General features: G+C 64.8%; 16 protein-coding genes. 10 read left to right on the forward strand and 6 right to left on the reverse strand.

The features are described 5' to 3' along the window. Positions 1–203: 203 nt before the first annotated feature. The 3 genes from QB898_RS00445 to rlmB all read left to right on the forward strand — a co-directional run bounded on the left by QB898_RS00445 (position 204) and on the right by rlmB (position 7634). The gene (locus tag QB898_RS00445; RefSeq protein WP_279523354.1) at positions 204–1787 is read left to right on the forward strand and encodes a flavodoxin domain-containing protein; all 1584 of its coding nucleotides are present in this window, start codon (positions 204–206) and stop codon (positions 1785–1787) included. 435 nt (positions 1788–2222) lie between these two features. Continuing rightward, positions 2223–6350: an ATP-dependent RNA helicase HrpA gene (hrpA, locus tag QB898_RS00450; RefSeq protein WP_279523355.1), complete on the forward strand. Its 4128-nt coding sequence runs from the start codon at positions 2223–2225 to the stop codon at positions 6348–6350. Positions 6351–6893: 543 nt separating this feature from the next. Further along, the gene (gene rlmB, locus QB898_RS00455; RefSeq protein WP_279523356.1) at positions 6894–7634 is read left to right on the forward strand and encodes a 23S rRNA (guanosine(2251)-2'-O)-methyltransferase RlmB; all 741 of its coding nucleotides are present in this window, start codon (positions 6894–6896) and stop codon (positions 7632–7634) included. A 204-nt stretch (positions 7635–7838) separates the two neighbouring features. Here the strand turns inward: rlmB and QB898_RS00460 are convergent, their stop codons facing one another. Together QB898_RS00460 and ubiM are read right to left on the reverse strand one after the other, a co-directional pair. Further along, positions 7839–9728, reverse strand: coding sequence for a carbohydrate-binding domain-containing protein (locus tag QB898_RS00460; protein ID WP_279523357.1), 1890 nt, complete (start codon positions 9726–9728; stop codon positions 7839–7841). Between the two features lie 457 nt (positions 9729–10185). Beyond that, positions 10186–11400, reverse strand: a complete 1215-nt coding sequence (gene ubiM, locus QB898_RS00465) for a 5-demethoxyubiquinol-8 5-hydroxylase UbiM (protein ID WP_279523358.1) — start codon at positions 11398–11400, stop codon at positions 10186–10188. A 222-nt stretch (positions 11401–11622) separates the two neighbouring features. Here ubiM and QB898_RS00470 point away from each other — a divergent pair, with 222 nt between their 5' ends. Then, positions 11623–12612, forward strand: a complete 990-nt coding sequence (locus QB898_RS00470) for a Bug family tripartite tricarboxylate transporter substrate binding protein (protein ID WP_279523359.1) — start codon at positions 11623–11625, stop codon at positions 12610–12612. A 346-nt stretch (positions 12613–12958) separates the two neighbouring features. Then, positions 12959–14041 (forward strand): TRAP transporter substrate-binding protein, encoded by a 1083-nt coding sequence (locus QB898_RS00475; RefSeq protein WP_279523360.1) that lies wholly within the window; start codon positions 12959–12961, stop codon positions 14039–14041. A gap of 136 nt (positions 14042–14177) precedes the next feature. Here the strand turns inward: QB898_RS00475 and QB898_RS00480 are convergent, their stop codons facing one another. Then, positions 14178–16058, reverse strand: a complete 1881-nt coding sequence (locus tag QB898_RS00480) for a TRAP transporter large permease (protein ID WP_279523361.1) — start codon at positions 16056–16058, stop codon at positions 14178–14180. A gap of 16 nt (positions 16059–16074) precedes the next feature. After that, the gene (locus tag QB898_RS00485; protein WP_102282911.1) at positions 16075–16692 is read right to left on the reverse strand and encodes a TRAP transporter small permease subunit; all 618 of its coding nucleotides are present in this window, start codon (positions 16690–16692) and stop codon (positions 16075–16077) included. Here QB898_RS00485 and QB898_RS00490 point away from each other — a divergent pair. Both QB898_RS00490 and QB898_RS00495 read left to right on the forward strand, forming a co-directional pair. Further along, entirely contained in the window at positions 16691–16867 is a 177-nt protein-coding gene (locus QB898_RS00490; protein ID WP_279523362.1) for a hypothetical protein, read from the forward strand. The two genes, QB898_RS00485 and QB898_RS00490, sit on opposite strands and share 2 nt — an antisense overlap. Before the next feature lie 123 nt (positions 16868–16990). Next, the gene (locus QB898_RS00495) at positions 16991–17143 is read left to right on the forward strand and encodes a hypothetical protein (protein WP_279523363.1); all 153 of its coding nucleotides are present in this window, start codon (positions 16991–16993) and stop codon (positions 17141–17143) included. Here QB898_RS00495 and QB898_RS00500 read toward each other — a convergent pair. Next, positions 17137–18270: a quinone-dependent dihydroorotate dehydrogenase gene (locus QB898_RS00500; RefSeq protein ID WP_279523364.1), complete on the reverse strand. Its 1134-nt coding sequence runs from the start codon at positions 18268–18270 to the stop codon at positions 17137–17139. The genes QB898_RS00495 and QB898_RS00500 overlap by 7 nt on opposite strands. A 213-nt stretch (positions 18271–18483) precedes the next feature. Between QB898_RS00500 and rpiA the strand changes: the two genes are divergently transcribed. Beyond that, complete coding sequence (rpiA, locus tag QB898_RS00505) at positions 18484–19155, forward strand: ribose-5-phosphate isomerase RpiA (RefSeq protein WP_279523365.1); 672 nt, start codon at positions 18484–18486, stop codon at positions 19153–19155. A gap of 78 nt (positions 19156–19233) precedes the next feature. Here the strand turns inward: rpiA and QB898_RS00510 are convergent, their stop codons facing one another. Then, entirely contained in the window at positions 19234–19383 is a 150-nt protein-coding gene (locus tag QB898_RS00510) for a hypothetical protein (protein ID WP_279523366.1), read from the reverse strand. Positions 19384–20501: 1118 nt separating this feature from the next. Here QB898_RS00510 and QB898_RS00515 point away from each other — a divergent pair. Next, a complete protein-coding gene (locus QB898_RS00515; protein ID WP_279523368.1) occupies positions 20502–20960 on the forward strand; it encodes a hypothetical protein in 459 nt (152 codons plus the stop codon). A 287-nt stretch (positions 20961–21247) separates the two neighbouring features. Then, a complete protein-coding gene (gene serA, locus QB898_RS00520; RefSeq protein ID WP_279523369.1) occupies positions 21248–22477 on the forward strand; it encodes a phosphoglycerate dehydrogenase in 1230 nt (409 codons plus the stop codon). The last annotated feature ends 234 nt before the right edge of the window (positions 22478–22711 follow it).

Consider the following 22711-nt stretch of genomic DNA (forward strand, 5'->3'; position numbering starts at 1 on the left):
TCAAGGAAATATATGACCCGGCACCCAGCCGCAGACGTGCAAATTCTAGAGCGTTTGCGAGCGGAAAACCAGCCGCAAAAGGCAGCGTTTGCAGGCGGGAAATGCGCTTGAACCCATGACGTCATGTTTTGGTGGAGCCTGCGGGAAAGCCGTTTTTCACCCTGCTGAAATGGGTTTCTTTGAGGCCCCGCCCGCCTGTGCCCATGAAAAACAGGCTAGCCTTGACCCGCACCGGCATGCGCTCTTCGCGCTTGCTTTCCTGTTTTGCCGCCGTCTTCATCTCTACTGTCATGCCTGACTATTCCGACGCCTTGCGCTACGGCCTCACGCTCGCCCTGCTGGCCGCCTATGCCCTGCTGTGCCTGAGCATCTGGCAGCGCCAGCGCCGCAGGCGGCTGGCTGCCGTGGCTGAAGCCGCCCAGGCCATGCAGGCCGCTGGCCTGACGCCAGCGGGCGGCGGCGCTTTCGCCACGGTTTCTACCGGCTCCAGCGGGGCAGGGCAGCCCGCCCATCCTGAAAACGCCCCCGTGCTCGTCGCCTGGGCCACGCAGACCGGCATGGCGCAGACGCTGGCCAAAAACACCGCCGCCATGCTGCAAGCCTGCGGCCAGGCCGCGCAAGCGGCGCCGCTGGCGCTGCTCGATGCCGATGCGCTGCGGCGCGCAACCCGCCTGCTGGTCGTGGCCAGCACCTATGGCGATGGCGAACCGCCCGACGAAGCCGTGGCCTTTGAAAAACAGCACATGCGCCAGCACCCGCCCCTGCACGGCCTGCGCTACGCCGTGCTGGCGCTGGGCGACAGCAGCTACGACAACTTCTGCCAGTTCGGCCAGGCCATCGACGGCTGGCTGGCCTCCAGCGGCGGCCAGCGCCTGTTTGCCTGCATCAAGGCCGACAGCGCCGATGACTTTGAAATGAACGCCGCCCTGGCCGCCTGGCGCAAGCAGCTGGCCGCCGCTTTCGGGCTGGACGCCGCGCAACTGGCCCGCTGGCAGCCCGAACGCCCCAGCGAAGCGGGCGGCTGGCACGACTGGACACTGGCCGCCAAAACCCGCCTGAATCCCGGCAGCGTAGGCAGCCCCGTCTGGCTGCTGGAGCTGACCGCCCCCGCCGGAGCCAGCCTGACGTGGGAAGCAGGCGACCTGGCGCAAATCGCCCCCCCGGCTGACGTCAAAAACCCGCGCGACTACTCCATCGCCTCCATCCCGCAAAGCGGCAGCCTGCAACTGCTCGTGCGCCGCCAAAACCGCGCCGACGGCAGCCCCGGCCTGTGCTCCGCCTGGCTGACCGAAGAGCTGCAAGCGGGCCAGACGCTGCCCGTGCGCCTGCGCGCCAACGCCGGTTTTCACCTGGGCGGCAACGCCGCGCGGGCGCTCATCCTCATCGGCAACGGCGTGGGCCTGGCCGGGCTGCTGGCCCACCTGCACGCGCGCGAAGCCGCCGGACAGCACCGCAACTGGCTCATCTTCGGCGAACGCAACGCCGCGCACGACTGGCTCTGCCACGAACAAATCGCCCGCTGGCAAGCCAGCGGCCACCTGCCGCGCGTCGATGCCGCCTTCTCCCGCGACAGCGCCCCCGGCGCGCCCAAAACCTACGTGCAAACCGTGCTCGCGCGCGAAGCCGCCACCTTGCGCCAGTGGATGGACGAAGGCGCCGCCCTTTACGTGTGCGGCAGCCTCTCTGGCATGGCCGCCGGCGTGGATGCCGTGCTGCGCCAGACGCTGGGCAGCGAGCGCGTGGATGCCTTGCTGGCCGAAAGACGCTACTGCCGCGACGTGTATTGAGGCCAGGCCCGCCGTCCGGCTGAATTCAAAAGTCCGCCGTTTGCCGCCATTCAATCAAAGACCAACGCATCTTGCCGATGCGCGGGCACGGCAGAAGAAATTGCGCCATGGCTGACCATGACTGAAAGAAGCAGGTTCACGGCGCGCTTGCCAGCGGAGCTGGCGAGGTGTGCTGCCTGTTCTTTTCTAGCCCGATAGGTTCCAAAAAAGGAGCGAATTCAAGGGGCTTGAAATGCTTGTTAGCGCAGTATCCACTAGGACATCATGCTATGAACAAAGGAGCGTAAAAAGCAACTTATCCACCGCTCACGCCTGCTTCGCCCCTTTTTCGCTTTTCCGCTTTTTCCGCTTTTTCCGCGCTGGCAGGCCGCGTGCGGGCAGCGGCTGCGCAGGCAGCCCCGCGTGAAGACGCCGCGCCAGATAATCGCCCGCCCTATGAATGCCCCTGCCTCGCCCGCTTCAGCTTCTTCGCGCCCCGTCATCGCCTTTCCGCCGGATCTGCCCGTTTCGGCCCGCCGCGCGGAAATCGAGGCGGCGCTGCAAAAGCATCAGGTCATCATCGTTTGCGGCGAAACCGGTTCGGGCAAAACCACGCAGCTGCCCAAGATGGCGCTGGCGCTGGGGCGCGGCAGGCTGAACGCCCAGGCAGGCGAGCGCGGACGGCTGATTGGCCACACGCAGCCGCGCCGCATCGCAGCCACCAGCGTGGCCCGGCGCATTGCCGACGAGCTGCAAACGCCGCTGGGCGAAGTGGTGGGCTACAAGGTGCGTTTCAGCGACCGGCTCTCGCCCGGCGCGAGCGTGAAGCTGATGACCGACGGCATCTTGCTGGCCGAAACGCAGACCGACCCGCTGCTCAAGGCTTACGACACGCTCATCATCGACGAAGCCCACGAGCGCAGCCTGAACATTGACTTTTTGCTGGGCTTCCTCAAGCAAATCCTGCCCCGGCGGCCTGATTTGAAGCTCATCGTCACCTCCGCCACGATTGACGCCGAGCGCTTTGCCCGCCACTTTGCCGACGCCAGCGGCCAAAGCGCGCCGGTGCTGATGGTTTCGGGCCGCACGTATCCGGTGGAGCAGCGCTGGCGGCCCTTTGAAGAAAGCCGCGATTACGGCCTGAACGACGCCATTGCCAGCGCGGTCGATGAACTCTGGACGGGCCAGCCTTCGGGCGATGTGCTGGTGTTTCTGCCCGGCGAGCGCGAAATCCGCGAAGCGGCCGACCACTTGCGCCAGCACTTGTCGCACAGCCCGCTCACGCGCGGCGCGGAGGTGCTGCCGCTTTTTGCGCGCCTGAGCCAGGCCGAGCAAGACCGCGTGTTCGCCCCGCACACGGCCCCGCGCATCGTGCTGGCGACCAACGTGGCCGAAACCTCGCTGACGGTGCCCGGCATCAAATACGTGGTGGACGCGGGCACGGCGCGCGTCAAGCGCTACAGCTTGCGCAGCAAGGTGGAGCAGCTGCTGGTGGAGCCAGTCAGCCAGGCGGCGGCCAACCAGCGCGCGGGCCGCTGCGGGCGCGTGAGCAACGGCGTGTGCATACGCCTGTATGACGAAAAAGACTTCGCGGGCCGCCCGCGCTTTACCGACCCCGAAATCCTGCGCAGCTCGCTGGCCGCCGTCATCTTGCGCATGAAGGCGCTGCGCCTGGGCGGCGAAGGCGGGCGGGTGGAAGACTTTCCGTTTCTCGACGCGCCCTCGGGCCGCGCCATTGCCGACGGCTTTGCCCTGCTGGCCGAGCTGGGCGCGATGGACGAAGCGCAAGCCCTCACCCCGCTGGGCCGCGAGCTGGCCCGCCTGCCGCTGGACCCGCGCGTGGGCCGCATGCTGATTGAAGCGCGCGAGCGCGGCGCGCTGCGCGAAGTGCTGGTGATTGCCGCCGCCTTGAGCGTGCAAGACGTGCGCGACCGCCCCTTGCAGGCGCAAGCCCAGGCCGACCAGGCGCACGCCAAGTTTGACGACGACAAAAGCGAATTCAGCGGCTACCTGCGCCTGTGGCAGTGGCTGCAAGACGCGCGCGAAGGGCGCGCCGCCAGCGGGCGCGCAACAGCCGCCCAGCGCGCCGAACAGGCGCTGGCGCAAGCCAGGCGGGCGCTGCAAAAACAAGAGCAGCAAAGCCCCGAAAACCGTGCGACAGAGGCCCTTTTGGCTGATGAAAACCAGGCCGCAAACCCGGCTGAAGCGCCCGCCCACCGCCTCAGCAACCGCCAGTGGGAAGCCTTGCTGCGGCAAAACTACATCAGCGTGCGCCGCGTGCGCGAGTGGCGCGACATCCACACCCAGCTGCGCACCGTGGCCGCCGAGCACCAATGGCGCGAAAACACCCGCCCCGCCAGCTACGAGGCCCTGCACAAAAGCCTGCTGGCCGGCCTGCTGGGCAACGTGGGCTGCAAGCTGGAAGAAGGGCAGCACGGCCACGCCGGAAGCCACGGCGGCGAGCAATACCTGGGCGCGCGCGGCATCAAGTTTCACCGCCACCCCGGCGCGCGCCTGCGCAAAAAGCCCGGCAAATGGATCGTCTGCGCCGAGCTGGTGGAAACCACGCGCCTGTATGGCCGGGGCATCGCCGGCATCGAGCCGCAGTGGCTGGAGGAAATGGGCGGCCACCTGCTCAAAAAGCAGCTGGCGGAGCCGCACTGGGAGAAAAAAGCGCAAGACGTCATCGCCTTCGAGCGCGCCACGCTCTACGGCCTGACGGTCTACAGCGGCCGCCGCAAAAGCTACGCCCAGGCCGACCCGCGCGAGGCGCGCGAAATCTTCATCCGCGAAGCGCTGGTGCACGGCATGGCCGAGCGCAACGTGCCCGACGACTGGCCGCGCCGCCTGCCCTTTTTGCAGGCCAACGCCCGCACCATCGCCCAAGTGCAGGAGCTGGAGCACAAAAGCCGCCGGCAAGACGTGCTGGTCGATGACGAACTCATCTACGCCTTCTACGACGCGCACGTGCCCGAAGGCATCAGCAACGGGCGCGACTTTGAAAAGTGGTGGCGCCAAGCCAGCCAGGCCAACCCCCGGCTGCTGACGCTCACCCGCGAAGAACTCATGCGCCACGAAGCGGCGGGCATCACCACCGCCGCCTTTCCCAAAATGCTGCGGCTGGGCGGCGTGGACTGCGCCGCCGCCTACCTGCACCAGCCGGGCGACGCGCGCGACGGCCTCACCGTCACCGCGCCGCTGTTCGTGCTCAACCAAATCAGCGAAGCGCGCTGCGAGTGGCTCGTGCCCGGCATGCTGAAAGAAAAAATCCAGGCCCTGCTCAAAAGCCTGCCGCAAAAGCCGCGCAGCCGCTTCGTGCCCCTGCCCGAAAGCGCCGCGCGGCTGGCTGAAAAACTGGGCGCGCCCGACGCCTTCGGCCACGGCAGCCTGACCGACGCGCTGCTGCAAATCGTGCGCAGCGAAACCGGGCTGGATGTCAAACGCGCCGACTTCAAGCTCGACATGCTGCCCGCACACCTGTTCATGAATGTGCGCGTGGTAGACGAACACGGCCGCCAGCTGGGCGCGGGCCGCAACCTCGCCGCCCTCAAGGCCGAACTGGGCGGCCAGGCGCGCGGCGCTTTTCAGGCGCTGGCCGGCCTGAAAGCCGCCAAGGCGGAACTCAACGCCGACGCGGCCCCCGCAAACCCGGCAGAAACACCCCAAGCGCCGCAAACGCCCGCCCATCCAGCGCGGGCCGCCCTCAAAACCGAAGCTGACAGCGGCGCCGCCAGCCAGCGCCACACCCGCTGGAGCTTTGGCGAGCTGCCCGAGCTGATGGAAATTTCCCGCAAAGGCCAGACGCTCATCGGCTTTCCCGCGCTGGTGGACGCGGGCGACGCCGTCACCATCGAAGTCTTTGACGAGCCGCAAGTGGCCGCCGCGCGCCACCGCACCGGATTGCGGCGGCTTTTCGCCCTGCAAATCCGCGACGCGCTCAAATACCTCGAAAAAAACATTCCCGATCTGCAAAAAATGGCCGTGCTCTACATGCCGCTGGGCACCGAAGGGCAGCTGCGCCAGCAAATCATCGACCTGGCGCTGGACCGCGCCTTTCTGATGGAGCCGCTGCCCGCCAGCGAAGCCGCCTTTGCCGCCCGCGTGGAAGAAGGCCGCGCGCGCCTGACCCTCATCGCCAACGAAATCGCGCGCCTGGCCGCCCACATCCTGACCGAACACGCCCAGGCCGCCCGCAAAGTGAAAGACGCCGCCAAAGCCGCCCCCGAAGCGGCCAAAGACGCCGCCGAGCAATTGCAGCGCCTGCTGCCGCCCGGCTTCATCACCGCCACGCCCTGGAGCGCCCTTCAGCACTACCCGCGCTACCTCAAAGCCGTGCAACTGCGCTTTGACAAACGCCGCGCCGACCCCGCCCGCGACACCCGGCACATGCAGGAGGCGCGCGCGCAAGAGCAGCGCTTTGGGCGCCTGGTGGCCGAGCGCAAAGGCCAGCAAGACGAGCGCATGCAAGAGCTGCGCTGGCTGCTTGAAGAGCTGCGCGTGAGCTTTTTCGCCCAGGAGCTGCGCACGCCCCAGCCCGTGAGCCTCAAGCGCCTGGAAAAAGTCTGGGCGCAGGTGGGGCGCTGAGAACCTGCCCGGAGAAACTGCGAATCAAGATGGGCCGCAAGACGCAAGCCGCAGATGAGCCTTCGCCACCTGCCCGCACTGCTTGACCTTTCCACCCCTTTGCCCGTCCGGCCCCGCGCCGCAGGCGGCTGAACCGGACAGGCGTACCCGTCCGGATTCATCAAAAACAGGAGCTAATTTGATGGGGTAAAAATGCCTATCTGCGCACTTTCCACTAGGACATCTAGCTATTAATTAAAGAGCAAAATAAAGCCGCATATTCATCGCTGTGCATTCATGGCTGGCCCAGTCCGCGATCGCGCTCCGCACTGGTCTTGTCAATGGCAGCCGCGCCCTGTTCTGCAAGAACCTGCCCAAAGTCTGGCTGTGAGGGGCAAAGGGGCGGAATGTGGAATGCGAGGGGCAAACCGCCATGGGGCGCAAGGCTTGGGCTGGCTCCTGCCTGCGCTGTGCGAAGGCGTGGCCGGTATCGGGCAGCCAGAATTCGCTTTTTTTCAAGGCTCGGCCCCTGCCGGCTTTTTCTCCTTTTTTCCGGGTGGCTTCATGTCTGGCTCTTCCAAGGTTTTGTTTGGCTTTCATGCCGTGGGTGTGCGGCTCAAGGTCGCGCCTGCTTCCGTGATCGAGATTTATGTGGACGCTTCGCGGCGCGATGCCCGCATGAAGCAGTTTCTGGCGCGCGCGCAAGAAGCGGGCGTGCGCGTGATTGAGGCCGATGGCCTGCGCCTCACCCGCCTGGCGGGCAGCGCGGGCCATCAGGGCGTGGCCGCGCGCGTGCAGGAGCTGGAGCGCTCGCGCTCGCTGGACGATTTGCTGGATGGGCTGCAAGCGCCGCCGCTGCTGCTGGTGCTGGATGGCGTGACCGATCCGCACAACCTGGGCGCGTGCCTGCGCGTGGCTGATGGCGCGGGCGCGCATGCCGTGATCGCGCCCAAGGATCACGCGGCGGGCATCAACGCCACGGTGGCCAAGGTGGCCAGCGGCGCGGCGGAGACGGTGCCCTATTTCATGGTGACCAATTTGGCGCGCACGCTGGGCGAACTCAAGGAGCGCGGCATCTGGGTCACGGGCACGGCGGGCGAGGCGCAAAAGACGCTGTACGAGGCCGATTTCGCCGGCCCCGCCGCACTGGTGCTGGGCGCGGAGGGCGCGGGGCTGCGCCAGCTCACGCGCAGAAGCTGCGATGAGCTGGTGCGCATTCCCATGCGGGGCGCGGTGGAAAGCCTGAATGTTTCGGTCGCCAGCGGCATTTGCCTGTATGAGGCGCTGCGCCAGCGCGGCGGATGAGGGCCTGTTCTTGAAATCCATCCGTGGGTGTGGCAAGCGCGGAATCGGGCAGCCTGCGGCGCTGCCCATCTTCGCCGGGCCGCAAGAGCCTCCCGCGCATTCATCCCTCACGGCCAGACGCTGAACAGGCTCTGAAAAAAAGCCCCGCCGGGCGTATGCGCCGGGCGGGGCTTGCGGTGCGCCTGGGGCCTGCTGGCGTTCGGCTCACATGGCTGTCAGGCGGCCGGAGATGGTGACGCTGCGGCCGGCCGTGCCGCCCGTGTGGGTGGTGGGGCTGATGGCCAGGCCGTGGAAGTCTTCGCCCGCGCTGCCCAGCACGCCGCCCGTAACTGCCGAGTAGGAGCCGCCCGTGACGATGAGCGGCGAGCTGGCGAGCAGGGCCTGTGCCGGTTTCGGCGCGTGGTATGAGAACACGGCGTTGCCGGAGGCATCGCGCAGCGTCCACAGGCCGGCGCTCACGTTGCGCGCAGAGATGATGTTTTGCGCGGCTGCGCCGGCGGCGGGCGTGCTGTTGCCGCCGCCGATGCCGACGAACACGCCGCCCGTGACGGTGAAGGCGCCCCGGCTGGCGTTCAGCGCGCTTTCGGTGGCGCTGGCGCCAATGGCCACCATGTAGCCGCCGGAGATGGTGAGCGCTCCGCTGGAATCCACCGCGCTGGCTTTGCTGCTGGCAACGTAGACGCGCCCGCCAGACACGGTCACGGCGGAGCCTGCCTTGAAGGCGTCGTCCGTGGCATTGACGGTGACGGAGCCGCCATTGACGGTGAGCGCGGATCGGGCTTCGATGCCCTTGGGCGAAAGCGCGTCTTTGCCGCCAGCCGCATTGGCGTTTTCCCGGGGCGCGCCGGTGGTGGTGATGGTGACCGCGCCGCCGTTGATCGTCACGCGCGGATCGGGGTCGTCCGCCGTGTCGGCCGTTTTGCCGTCGCTGCTCTTCCAGGAGGCGGTCATGCCCTTGTCGCGGCTGGTGACGGACAGCGCGCCGTCATTGATGGCGACAAAGCCCAGCGCCGGCGTGTTGCCGACGGCGTTGCTTTCCTTGCCTTTTACCCTGATGCCCTTGCCCGCTGGCGCGGTGATGCCTAGCTGCCCGCCATCCATCACGAAGGCCTGGGCGGCGCGCAGGCCGTCCTTGGCGGCGGCCGCGAGGGTGAGCGTGCCGCTGCGCAGGCGCACGTGCGCGTCGCTGGCCAGCGCGTGCCTTGGCGTGGCGCTGATGGCCAGCGAGCCGCTGCCGCTGAACACGACGGGGCCTTCGGCAAACAGCGTGGCTTTCAGATCCATGGCGCTGCCGTCGTCCCTGGTGCGCGCGCTCCAGGTGGCGGAGTCGGTCAGGGTGTTGATGCCCGTCAGCTCGATGAAGGCCGTTTGTTTCGATTGCAGGTTCAGCGCCGGGCCGTCGCCGCTGGCAATGGCCGCGCCCGAGAGCGCCAGCTTGTAGTCATTGGCGCTGTACACCGTCAGCGGCGTGACGCCCGCGCCGCTGAGGTTGAAGGCCACGTGCGTGTCGCCGCTGAGCTGGTTGCGAATGGTCAGGCCGTAGCTGTCGCGCGTGAGGGTGATGGCCGCCATGCCGTCCACTGAAACCGTGGCCATGCTGCTGCTGGCGCGGTTCACCGACAGGCGCGGCGAAGCGCTGCTGACCTCCAGCGTGTCCAGCGCAATGGAAAGAGGCAGCCAGCCGCTGGTGTCCGCCAGATCAGGCGCGTGGCTGCCGGTGTGGATGTTCCAGGCGTTGCCGGGCGTGCCCGCGTCGTCATGAACCGTCACGGTGGCGGTGTTGCTCGTCACGCTGCCGTAGGCGTTGCTCACCACCACGGCGTAGCTGCCCGCCGTGCTGGTGGTGTAGCTGGAAAACGTGGCCCCGCTGATGGCCGCGCCGCCGCGCTGCCACTGGTAGCTGAGCGCGCCGCTGCCCGTGGCCGCCACGCGCAGCGTGGTCACCCCGCTGCTGGAAATGGTGACGGACTGCGGCTGCGCCGTGATGACTGGCGCCGATCCGGCGCTGGCGGCATCTCCATCACCGCCGCCGCAGCCTGCCAGCCCCAGCGCCAGGGCAAAGCACACAAAGCCTCGCTGAAGTGTTCGCATCATCCAAATGCTCCTGTTTCAGGTGGTTGAGGGAAGTGCGAATTTATACGGACCTGCTTTTACGGACATGCGAACCCACGAGCCGGCCCGCGCTGAAACCCCGCACAGGCCCCGGCCCGTGAGCGGACGCGTGCTGTCCATTCCAGAATCAAAAAAAGGAGCGAATTTGAGGGGTAAAAATTGGCATCAGCGCAATTTTCACTAGGACCCATTGCTATTGATAAAGGAGCGGAATATGCCGCGTATTCAGCCTTTCATTCGCCTTGCTGGCCCGCGCTTGCCGCCCCGTTTTGCTCTTTCCGTTTCGCTCTTTTCATTTCGCGCATGCAGGCCATGAGAGGGGCTTGAAAGCGGCTCTGTCATTGGGTGCGGAAATACGGGACCGGGCGCTTGGGGGTTTTGCCAGCCCTCGCCGGGCTGCAAGCTTTTGCTTCTTTACGGCCAGGCTCTGGACAGGCTCTTACGCCGCATGGCCCGCCAGCGTGGCGGCTACCAGGCGCTTGAAGGGCGTCAGGCGCTGGGCCGCGTGCAGGGCGGCGTCGCGCAGCAGCCGCGCGGGGGCGGAGTCGGTGGTGTACAGGCGCGCGATGAGGCCGGTGATTTCATACAGCGGCCGCGTGGCCAGCATGTGGCGGCGCTCGTAGCGGGCCAGCACGTCGGCGGCGGCGATGTCGCGGCCGGCGGCGTGGGCGGCGCGCAACTCCTGCGCCAGGGTTTGCACGCTGAGCAGGCCGAAGTTGAAGCCGTGCGCCGTGACGGGGTGCATGCCCACGGCCGCATCGCCCACGCAGGCAAAGCGCGGGGCCACCAGGCGGCGCGGCATCACGCCTACCAGCGGATACACGTGGCGCGTGCTGTTCAGGCGCACTTCGCCCAGGCGGCCATGAAAGCGCCGGGTCATGTCCTGGCCGAAGGCGGCTTCGTCCAGCGCCATCATGGCCTCAATGCCCTGGTGCGGCAGCGTGAGCACGGCAGAGGCGCGCGGCATGCCGGTGGCCGGGTCATCGTTCATGGGCAGCAGCGCCAGCGTCTGGCCGTAATCGAACCATTCCCAGGCCGTGTGCTCGTGCGGCACTTCGTGCGTGATCTGGCACACCAGCATGCTGCGGCCAAAGTCGTTTTGCCGCGCGGCAATGCCCACGGCGCGGCGCGTGGCGGAAAAACGGCTGTCGGCGGCCACCAGCAGGCGCGCGGTGTGCGTGGCGCCATCGGCCAGCGTGAGCTGCGCGCCTTCGGCCCCGCAGCGCACCTGCGTGGCGGCTTGCCCCGTCAGCAAGGTAATGCGGCCATGCGCGCTGGCGGCGGCCTGCACTTCGGCCAGCGCGGCACGGCGGATGAGGTAGTTGGAAACCAGCCAGCCCAACTCGTCGCGCCGGGTGAGACGGTGGCTGATTTGCATGGAAAAGGGCGATTCGCCATTGAATACCCGCGCATCGCGCAATGGTGAAAACGCCGCAGGCTCCATGGCTTCAATGCGCTGCCACAGCCCCATTTCGCGCATCAGCGTGGCCGAGCGCTGCGTGAGCGCGATTTCGCGCCCGTCAAACGGCGCCTGCTCCAGCGCCGAAAGCGATTGCTGCTCAACCAGGCCGATATTCAGGCCCGATTCCGAAAGCGCGCGCGCCAGGCACAGGCCCGCCGGGCCAGCGCCGCTGATGAGAATGTCAAATTGCATAGAACAAATCCATGAAGGGCAAAAGAAAAAACACGCCATGCAGGCGGCTGTTTTCACATGGTAAACCAGCCATTGCCCCTGCCTATTACAGGGAAATCAGGCATTTGCCTGCGCCAGCTTCGCTTGTTTGCCCGCCCCAAAAATGGCGATTCGCATCGCCAGCGCCTTGCCTGCGGGCTGACAATAGGCGCAGCATTCACATTCATAAAACCCCGTATTCCCATGCCTGCCTTCAACCGCCGCCGCTGTCTGGGCTTGCTGGCCCGCGCAACTGTTCTGCCTTTTGCTGCTGCGCCTTTCGCCGCGCGTGCGGATGCGGGCCTGATTCGCATCATCGTGGCCTACCCGCCAGGCGGCGTGGCCGATGCCACGGCGCGGCTGCTGGCCGACCAGCTTGCCCAGCGCCTGGGCGTCAGCGTCGTGGTGGAAAACAAGGCTGGCGCGGGCGGCGCCATAGGGCTGGGCGCCATAGCCAAGGCCGTGCCTGATGGGCGCACGTTCGGCTTTGCCTCCGTCAGCCCCGTGGCGCTGCTGCCCCACCTGGGCGGCAAGATGCCGTTTGACCCGCAAAAAGACCTGGCTCCCGCCGCCAGCGTGCTGGCCTCGCCCGTGCTGCTGCTGGCCACGCCCGCCAACCACGCGCCTGACTTCAGGGCGCTGCTGGAGCGCGCCAGGGAGGAACCCGGCTCCGTGCGCTGGGGCACTGCAGGCTCGGCCGCGCTGGGCCACGTCATGCTGGAGCAAATCAAGGCCAGCGCGAAGGTAGACATCACCCACATTCCCTACAAGGGCGGCGGCCAGCAAATCAACGACGCGCTGGGCGGGCACTTTGAAGTGCTCTCCACCAACGCCGGCCCCGCTGTCATCGGCCACGTGCGGGCGGGCAGGCTGCGCGCCCTGGCCGCAGGCGCTCCCGCCCGCCTGGCAGCGCTGCCCGATACGCCCACGCTTTCAGAACTGGGCCTGCCTGAATCCAACCGCTTTTCCGTATTCGGCCTGTTCGCCCCGGCCGGCACGCCCGCCGCCGTTATCGAGCGCATGAACGCCGCCGTCAATGCCGCGCTGAATGAGCCGCAGACGCGCCAGAAAATCGAAGCCGCCGGCAACCTGCCCACTGGCGGCAGCGCTGCTGCCTTTGCCCGGCAGATACAAGCCGAATCACAGGCCAATGCCCGCATCATCAAAAAAGCGGGCATCACGGCGGGGAGCTGACGGAAAACCCGTTTTCCCGCTGTTTTTCCCTCCCCTCCCCGTGAAGCGGCGGGCCAGCCTTGCCGCCGCAGGCCGCCCGCGCGCTGCAAGCGCTGAACCGGGCAGCCGCATTCGCCTAAAACCATCAAAAACAGGAGCGGATTCAGCGGGCCAAAATACCGTTTAACGCAGTTCCCACCAGGACATCACGCTATTGATACAAGAGCAAATCCAGATACCCTATTTCAATCTGCCGCCCCCCGCAGCCGGACGGTGGGCATTAGGCGTTTTCCTGCACGCGGGGCGCGGCTGGCCGTGACTACACTTTGTTTTTCCCTTTTTCATGGACTCAAAAGGAACCCCCATCATGGATCGTCGTTCTCTCATCAAAGGCGCTGGCCTGGCTGGCGTGCTGGCCGCTGGCGTGGCCCCTGCCGTGCAGGCGCAGCAGGCGGTGCGCTGGCACATGGCTTCGAGCTTTCCGAAGTCGCTGGACACGCTCATGGGCAGCGCCGAGACGTTTTCGCGCGTGGTCAAGGCGCTGACGGGCGGCAAGTTCGAGGTGTCGGTGCACGCCGCAGGCGAGCTGATGCCCGCTTTCGGCGTGCTGGACGCGATTCAGGACAACAGTCTCGAAATTGCGCAGACTGCCGGCTATTACTTCACGGGCAAAGATCCCGTTTTCGCCTTTGCCTGCGCCGTGCCGTTTGGCCTGACCACGCTGCAAATGGAAGCCTGGCGCCGCCAGGGCAATGGCGGCAAATTGCTGGACGAGTTTTTCAAGAAATACAACTTCCACGCGCTGTGCGCGGGCAACACGACCACGCAGATGGGCGGCTGGTACCGCAAGGAAATCAAGTCGCCTGATGACCTCAAGGGCCTGAAGATGCGCCTGGGCGGCGGCCTGTTTGGCGAAGTGATGGCCAAGCTGGGCGTGGTGGCGCAGAACATGCCGGGCAGCGACGTGTATCAGGCGCTGGAAAAAGGCACGCTGGACGCCACCGAGTTCGTGGGGCCGTATGACGATGAAAAACTCGGCCTGAGCAAAGTGGCGCCGTATTACTACTACCCTGGCTGGTGGGAAGCGAGCGCGCAGTTTGACTTTTTCATCAACAACAAGGCCTTTGACAAGCTGCCGGACGAATACAAGGCCGCCGTGCGCGCCGCCGCCGATGTGGCAGCCATTGAGGTGACGAGCAAATACCAGGCCCGCAACCCGCAAGCGCTCAAGCGCCTGCGCGCGGGCAACACGCAGTTCAAGATGTTCCCCAAACCGGTGGTGGACGCGGGCTTCAAGGCCGCGCAGGAGGTGTATGCCGAGCACTGCGACAAATCACCCGAATTCAAGAAGGTGTTTGACGACATGCGCGCCTTCCAGAAAGAGCAGATTTTGTGGAACCGTTATTCGGAATTCACCTACAACCAGTACATCAATGGCGCGAAGCTGTAAATGATGGATAAATGAATAAAAAAAGCCGCGATGCGAATCGCGGCTTTTTTTATTGGCGCATTCACTGCGCTTATGGAAAATGGCCGTTTTATTCCGTCGGCTATTCCGCTGGCTATTCCGCTGGCTATTCCGCTGGCTATTCCGCTGGCGCTTCGCTGCCGTAGCCCTGCGGCTCATCTTCCGGCGGCGGCGCGGCCTCGCCGCCTTCCGTGCCAGCGCCATAGCCGCCAGATGAGCCATAGCCCCCCGCATCGCTGCCGGAAGACTCGCCAGCAGGCGCATCGCCATAGCCGCCCTCGCTGCCGTAGCCGCCCGCGCCTTCTCCGCCATGGCTTTCATCAGCCGCATCGCCGTAGCCGCCGGAAGGCTGCTCCAGGTCTTGCAGCATCTGCTGGCCAATGGCGTCCAGATCCACCTCCGCCTTGGCTTCCAGGCTGCCCGTGACCAGCTGCGGAAAGGCGATGAGCACGCCCACCATGAACAGCTGGATCAGCAGGAAGGGAATGGCGCCCTTGTAAATCTGCATCGTCGTCACCGGCTGCATGAGCTGGCCCGTGACGCGGTCCACATAGGGACTGGCAGGCGCCACGGAGCGCAGGAAAAACAGCGCGAAGCCGAAAGGCGGATGCAGGAACGAAGTCTGCATGTTCACCGCCAGCAGCACGCCGAACCACACCAGGTCAATGCCCAGCTTCTCGGCCACTGGCGCCAGCAGCGGCACGACGATGAAAGACAGCTCGAAATAGTCCAGAAAGAACGCGAGGAAGAACACCATCACGTTCACCAGAATCAGAAAGCCCGCCGGGCCGCCTGGCAAGTCGCTGAGCAGGCGTTCCACCCACAGCGGGCCGTCCGCCGCCTGGAACACCAGGCTGAAGATGGTGGCGCCAATGAGAATGAACATGGCAAACGAGGCCAGCTTGGTCGTGGCCGCCAGCGCCTGCCTGAGCAGCGCCCAGTCCAGCCGCCTGCGCGCAAAGCCCATGACCAGCGCGCCCACCGCGCCCATCGCTCCGCCCTCCGTGGGCGTGGCCACGCCCAGGAAGATGGTGCCCAGCACTAAAAAGATGAGCAGCAGCGGCGGAATGAGCACGAACGTCACCCGCTCGGCCAGGCGCGAAAGCAGCCCCAGCTTCAGCCCCCGGTTGATGAGGGCGATGAGCAGCGCCAGCGCCACGCCGCCGCAGGCGGCCACCACGATTTTTTCGTCGGTGGGCACGCTCTGCACCGTACGGCCCAGCCACCAGGTGTGCACGGCGGCCATGTTCTGCGCCAGCACAGTGGCCGTGCCAATAGAAAGCGCCATCACCGCCGTCAGCGAGGCATAGCCGCTGCTGCCGTTGGCCTCGCGGAACGTGCGCGCCTGCGGCGGCAGCGCGGGCACGCAGGCCGGACGGAATATCGCCAAAAGCACCACATACAGCACATACAGCCCCACCAGCATGAAAGCGGGCGTGAACGCGCCCTTGTACATGTCGCCCACGCTGCGGCCCACCTGATCGGCCATGATGATGAGCACGAGCGAGGGCGGAATGATCTGCGCCAGCGTGCCCGAAGCGGCAATGGCGCCAGCCGCCAGCGGCCGGTCATAGCCGTAGCGCAGCATGATGGGCAGCGAGATCAGCCCCATTGAAATGACCGAAGCCGCCACCACGCCCGTGGTGGCCGCCAGCAGCGCCCCCACAAAGATGACGGCCAGCGCCAGCCCGCCGCGCAGCGGGCCGAACACCTGGCCCACCGTCTCCAGCAAATCTTCAGCCATGCCGCTGCGCTCCAGCACCAGCCCCATCAGCGTGAAAAAGGGCACGGCCAGCAGCGTGTCGTTGGACATGATGCCGATCAGCCGCTGCGGCAGCCAGGCCAGCACGCTGGGCGGAAACACATCCAGCTGCACGCCCACGAAGGCAAAAAACAGCCCGCACGCGCCCAGGCTGAACGCCACCGGAAAGCCCAGCAGCAAAAACACGATCAGCCCCGCGAACATGACCGGGGCGAAATTGGCCACCACGAATTCCATTGCCTGTGCCCCCGCTTCAGCCCGCGCTTTTCTCTGGTGCGGCAGCCTGCGCCGCCTCCCGCTCGGCACGCAGCGCCTCGGCCAGCGCCTGCGCGTCCTGCGCGTCGCTCATGCGGCCCATCGGGTCAGGCCCCTGCCCGCGCAAAAAGGCAATGCGCTTGATCAGCTCCGACCAGCCTTGCAGCAGCAGTAGCGCAAACGACACCGGCAGCGCCGCCCACACCGGCCAGCGCACCAGCCCGCCCGTGTTGGCCGACATCTCGCCCGTCTGAAACTTGTCGGCCAGCACCGGCACGCTCAAGTAGATGACCGCCAGACAAATCGGCGTGAGAAACAGCGCGAAGCCCGCCACATCAATCCACGCCTGCGCGCGCCTTGAAAAGCGGCTGCTGAGCACATCAATGCGCACATGCTCGCGATGCAGCAGCGTATAGCCCGCCGCCAGCAAAAACGACCAGGCAAACAAATACCACTGCACTTCCAGCAGCGCGTTGGAACTCACGCCAAACACCTTGCGCACCGCCGCATTGCCCGCGCTGATGAGCGTGGCACCCAGAATCAGCCAGATCACATATTTGCCAACCAGCCCGTTCAGCCAGTCCACCGCCCGCGAGAATTTCAAAAGCGCCTGCATGAGCAAATCCGCAAAAAAATGCGCGAAAAAAAGCGGGAATGTTATCGGCAAACAGCAAACCGTTACCGCATGTCAGAAACCGCGCTCCCGCGCCCATGCCCGCCAGCGCGGCTGGCAAATGGAAAAGGGCAGCAGCCAGATTGCAGCAAAAATAGGAGCGGATTCAGGTGCATGAAAAACGGCATATGCGCCCATTCCACTAGGACCTCATGCTATGGGTTCGGAAGCGAAACCGGCTTGCTTTTCTCAGTTTGTCGCCCCCACGGCCAGATCCTGGACAGGCCCGGAAACGGATGGCGTGCGAGAAGACGTGCGAAGCCGCTCAATCTGCGCCCGTCTGCAGGCCGGCCGGATGGCGCAGGCAAAAGCTGCCTGGACAGGCGGCCAGCCATTGCAGGCGGAAGGCAACAAAGAGGACGGCAAAGAAGGCAGCGAGCGCGCCCGTTATTGAGCGCCAGCCGCAGGCGGGCCGGCTGAGGCATCGCCAGCAGGCGGAACCTGGCCCTGCGAGGCCAGATGGGCCTTGATGGCCTGCGCCGCCTCGGCCACCAGCGCGGGGCCTTTGTAGATCAGGCCGGTGTACAGCTGCACGGCGTCTGCGCCCGCTTCAATCTTGGCCACGGCATCTTCCCCGCTCAGGATGCCGCCCGCGCCAATGATGGGAAAGCCCGCGCCCAGCGCTGCGCGCAGCTGGCGGATGACGCGGCAGCTGGCCTCGCGCACGGGCGCGCCCGAGAGGCCGCCCGCTTCCTGCGCGTGGGGCAGGCTCTGCACGGCCTCGCGCGAGAGCGTGGTGTTGGTGGCAATCACGCCATCCATGCCGTGCTCCAGCAGCGCGGCGGCGATGGACTGCACTTGCGCCTCGTCCAGATCAGGCGCGATCTTCAGAAAAAGCGGCACGTGGCGGCCATGCGCATCGGCCAGCTCGCGCTGGCGCGCCTTGAGCGCCGCCAGCAGCGCGGCCAGCGCCTCATCGGCCTGCAAGTCGCGCAGGTTCCGGGTGTTGGGGCTGGAAATGTTCACTGCCACGTAGTCGGCATGCGGATACACGGCGGCCAGGCACATCAGATAGTCGTCTTGCGCCCGCTCCATTGGCGTGGCGGCGTTCTTGCCGATGTTCAGGCCCAGCGCCATGCGCGGCGCGCCCTTGGCGGCGCTTTGCCGCTGTTCGGCAAAGCGCGACGTGCACACGTGCGTCACGAAAGCGGCCACGCCCTCATTGTTGAAGCCCATGCGGTTGATGAGCGCCTGCGCCGCTGGCAGCCTGAACAGGCGCGGCCTGGGATTGCCCGGCTGCGCCAGCGGCGTGACGGTGCCCGCTTCCACAAAGCCAAAGCCCATGGCCGCCAGCGCGTCAATGCAGCGGGCGTTCTTGTCCAGCCCCGCCGCCAGGCCCACGCGGTTGGGCAGCGTCAGGCCCGCCAGCGTCACGGGGTCTTGCACGCGCGGCTGCCGCCACAGAAGCTGCCAGAAGGTGTTCTGCGTGCGCTCCAGCGCCGCCAGCGTTTTCTCGTGGGCCGCCTCGGCGTCCATGCAGAACAGAGCAGAACGGATCAGGCCATAAGGCAAAAAAGGCATTTTGGATAATCAGAAAACATTAAGAAACTGTTCAGAGCTTGGCCGTGGATGCAGAAAGTGCGGACTCGGGCGGTCTGCGGCGTTGCGAATCCTTGCTAGACCACAAGGCCTGTCCGTCTGCGGTTTGTGCCTTGCAGCCCATCCCGATTTCGCGCTTTCGCCCCTCACGGCCAGACTTTGAACGTGCTCTGATAAACGGCACATTTTCCCAAAATGACACAGGATGAATTGAAAACCCTCGTCGGCCAGGCCGCCCTGCAATACGTGCCCGCGGGCGCGCTCATCGGCGTGGGCACCGGCTCCACCGTGAACAAATTCATCGCCGCCCTTTCCGCAGCCCATGCCGCCATTCGCGCCGTCTCCAGCTCCGAAGCCAGCACGGCCTTGCTGCGCGCGGCGGGCATTGCCGTCGTGCCGCTGGAGCAGGCCGGCGAGCTGGCCGTGTACATCGACGGCGCGGACGAAATCGACCCGCACGGCCACATGCTCAAAGGCGGCGGCGGCGCCCTCACGCGCGAAAAAATCGTGGCCGCGCAAGCCAGGCGCTTCATCTGCATTGCCGATGCTTCCAAGCAGGTGGACACGCTGGGGCGCTTTCCCCTGCCGGTGGAAATCATCCCCATGGCCGCCGCGCGCCTGGCCCGCCAGTTCGCCGCCCTGGGCGGCCAGGCCGCGCTGCGCATGAGTGGCGGCCAGCCCTACGTGACCGACAACGGCCTGCACATCCTGGACGTGCGGGGCCTGCGCATCACCGACCCGCTGGCCTTTGAAAACGAAACCAGCCAGTGGCCCGGCGTGGTCACCGTCGGCGTGTTCGCCCGCCAAAAGGCCAGCTGCTGCCTGCTCGCCACGCAGCAGGGCGTGCGTACCTTGCAGTTTGATTGAGCGCTCTGCCCATAGCCTGCCCGTGAAGAGCAGCGGCCAAAGGGTGTGGCAAAGGGCGGCAAAGCGCTGCTGCGCGGGTCAGGTTGTCAATGTTGAAGCCCGCCTGCCAAGCTGTTCGGGGTTGGCGCGGGCATGAGCGATCAGACCGGCCGCGCTGGCAATCTTCAGCCGCCAGGCGACCCCGGCATTCATCACCCGCACATTGGGCGTGCAGGCCACGGCGGTCATGCCGATGTTGCCGCCTGTGCCTGTCATGGCTTTCCACCCAGCCCGTTACAGGCGGGCTGGGCGGGCTTGAGAGACTGTTCTCAAAACCTAGATTGATAGCACTTCATATGCCTAAACGATATGAACGACGAGCAGTGGCAAGCGCTTGTCGGGAAGAACAAAAAAGCATCCTGTCAGCACAGCACTCGAGACATGATCCATGCCATCTCCCATGTGCAAGCTACTGCTGCCAGTGGCGTGCTTACCCAAGACTGCCCGCAATGAGAACAGATCTGCAACACCTTCAGCCACTGACGTGACACCCACACGGCTTAATCAGCTTGATTCTGGTTTGTCCAATGTAGCGGCGCGTGGAGAAGGGAGTCGCCCTATCCCTCCCGTGGCTCCTATTCTGGAAAATGAACGTTTTTATGACGCCGCCGATTTGTATGGAGTGTCTGGCAGGCCTTCTGCTGATAATATCCAGCAGGATCGTATTGGATATTGCTTTTCATTGCTAATGCTGGAGCTGTAGCCGACCGGTCTCCAGATCAAATCCAGAGTTCTATTTCCTATAGCTATGAAACTGACAATTTTAGTGTAGAGTTTTGACTTGGCAATGGCAAATTTGACACGCCTGTATGGCTGTCTATAATTGAAGTTACCTACGTTAAATTAGGAGGAGGCGCCTTGGAAGAGGGATATAGACGAAGGTGGCAAGGCAAGAGAAGCCATGCAGACGATCACAGGGGCGCGAGGTGATGGTATTTCTCGAGATCAAGCGTTTGCAATAGGGAAACCAAGAGTATTGAAGCGCGTGTCAGGCAAGCCTTGCAAGAAGGGCGCCCTGTTACTTTGCCAACAGACCTGGAATATATATCCAATTGGTTTTTCGTCGCTTATTTTGTGACAAGAACGCTCCACAGGATGATTTGGTGGATAACCATGTCTATGTGGTGGATGGAGTTCGTTTTGATCAAAATGACGAGGCTGTATTTCGTTTGCGGAATCCTTGGCAACGCAATAATTCGAGTCTTGTGAATGAAAATATACTGGTTGACAGTAGTGATTCTTTTGTTGAATGAGAATGAGAAATATGATAGGAGGACGGGGATTGAATATATCGATATGGGGTTGAAATGAATTGGTTGAAGAAATTTCTACGCAATGCTGGCGTGATGACTTGTTTATTTTTGGGTGCAGCAATCTGGGCAGCAGATATCGATACCATGTCAAATCCACCTCCCTTTTCTTTTCTGCAAGAGTCTGACGCGAGCCATTTTTCGGAAGCAGCCAGTCGTCTGGAAGATGAAGCAATGGCCTTTTTGGGCCACGCCTATGCCATCAAATCGCGCCGTTTTTTCTTGACCCCCGGCACTTGGGTGGCCTATGTCAAGCAGGCAGACGCTGCGGCCAGCGACTGGAACGGTACCCGACAGGAAATTAAGGGCCGCCGCGTAGGCAAAGACTTGCTGGAGCTTTGGCTGGATGGCAAAGGCCAGCGGGCCGAAGCCCTTGCCATGAGCGAGCAGCCGATTGATGAGAAAGGGCGCTATTTGCTGGGCTATTTCACCTTATCGCCTCTGGCTGGGCGCTGAGGGTCTGTTTTGTAATCTGCCCGTGGGCGTTGCAAACGCCTCGTCGGGCAGCAAACGGACAGTAAAGTCCATCAGCGGTTTGCACCTACCTTGCAGATAGCCCTGATCTGCGCTTTTGCCTCTCGCGGCCAGGCCATAAACGGAGTTTGAACGCAGAAGGGCTGGCGCGTGTCAGGGCTATTTCAGGCGTTGGTGCTAGCATCCCGCGCTTGTCTGCCGGGGCGGCGGTTCAGTTGAATCCGCCGCCCCTTTTTCGTTTCATCCCACTTCAAAGGCAAGGTCACATCATGAGCAAGACGTCGCTGGACAAAAGCAAGATCAAATTCCTGTTGCTCGAAGGCATACACCCTTCGGCGGTGGAGGTGCTCAAGAACGCTGGCTACACCAATGTGGAGACGCTGCCGGGCGCGCTGCAAGGCGATGAGCTGAAAGAAAAGATCGCCGATGCGCACTTTGTGGGCCTGCGCTCGCGCACGCAACTGAACGCCGAGGCGCTGGCGGCGGCGCAAAAACTGGTGGCCGTGGGCGCGTTTTGCATAGGCACCAACCAGATTGATCTGGAGGCGGCGCGCCACAAGGGTGTGGCGGTGTTCAACGCGCCTTATTCCAACACGCGCTCGGTGGCCGAGCTGGTGCTGGCCGAGGCCATCTTGCTGCTGCGCGGCATTCCCGAAAAAAACGCGGCGGCGCATCGCGGCGGCTGGATGAAATCGGCCACGAATTCGTATGAAGCGCGCGGCAAAACACTGGGCATCGTGGGCTACGGCTCCATTGGCTCGCAGCTTTCGGTGCTGGCCGAGTCGCTGGGCATGAACGTGCTGTTTTATGACGTGGTGGCCAAGCTGCCGCTGGGCAATGCGCAGCAAGTGGGCAATCTGCACGATTTGCTGGGCCAGTGCGACATCGTTTCGCTGCATGTGCCTGACCTGCCTTCCACGCGCTGGATGATTGGCGCCAAGGAGATTGCGGCGCTCAAGCCGGGCGCCATTTTCATCAATGCCTCGCGCGGCACGGTGGTGGAAATTGAGCCGCTGGCGCAGGCCATCAAGTCGGGCAGGCTGCTGGGCGCGGCGGTTGATGTGTTTCCGTCCGAGCCGAAGTCCAACAAGGACGAATTCCAGTCGCCCCTGCGCGGGCTGGACAATGTGCTGCTGACGCCGCACATTGGCGGCTCCACGATGGAAGCGCAGGCCAATATCGGCCTGGAAGTGGCCGAAAAGCTGGTGAAGTATTCGGACAACGGCTCGACCATCACCTCGGTGAACTTCCCCGAAGTGGCGCTGCCCGAGCACCCGGGGCGCGACCGCATCTTGCATGTGCACAAGAACGTGCCGGGCGTGATGTCGGCCATCAACCAGGTTTTCTCCGACGCGAAGATCAACGTGGCCGCCCAGTACCTGCAAACGGATGACGCGCTGGGCTACGTGGTGATTGACACGGACGCGGGCGCTTCCGCCAGCGTGATTGACAAGCTGCGCGCCGTGCCGGGCACGATGCGCGTGCGCGTGCTGTTCTGATCCGGCCTGCGCGCCTTGCCCCCGCGAGCTGCCCGCGCCTGTTTCGCCCTGGCGCGGGCAGTTTGTTTTTTGGCGCATGGCGGGCGGAAACAGGGCGCGGCGGCCAGGCGGGTTCCAGCGTTCAGAAGCGCCTGAAAACGTCCCAAAGCCCGCCAGCGCCCGCCAGTCCGGCGCAAGCCGCTCTCTTTTCCGCAGCGCCGGTCGCTTTGGCCCGCCAGCGCGTTCTTTTTCTTT

The sequence above is a fragment of the Ottowia cancrivicina genome (genome assembly GCF_029813755.1).
Lineage (GTDB): Bacteria > Pseudomonadota > Gammaproteobacteria > Burkholderiales > Burkholderiaceae_C > Ottowia > Ottowia massiliensis.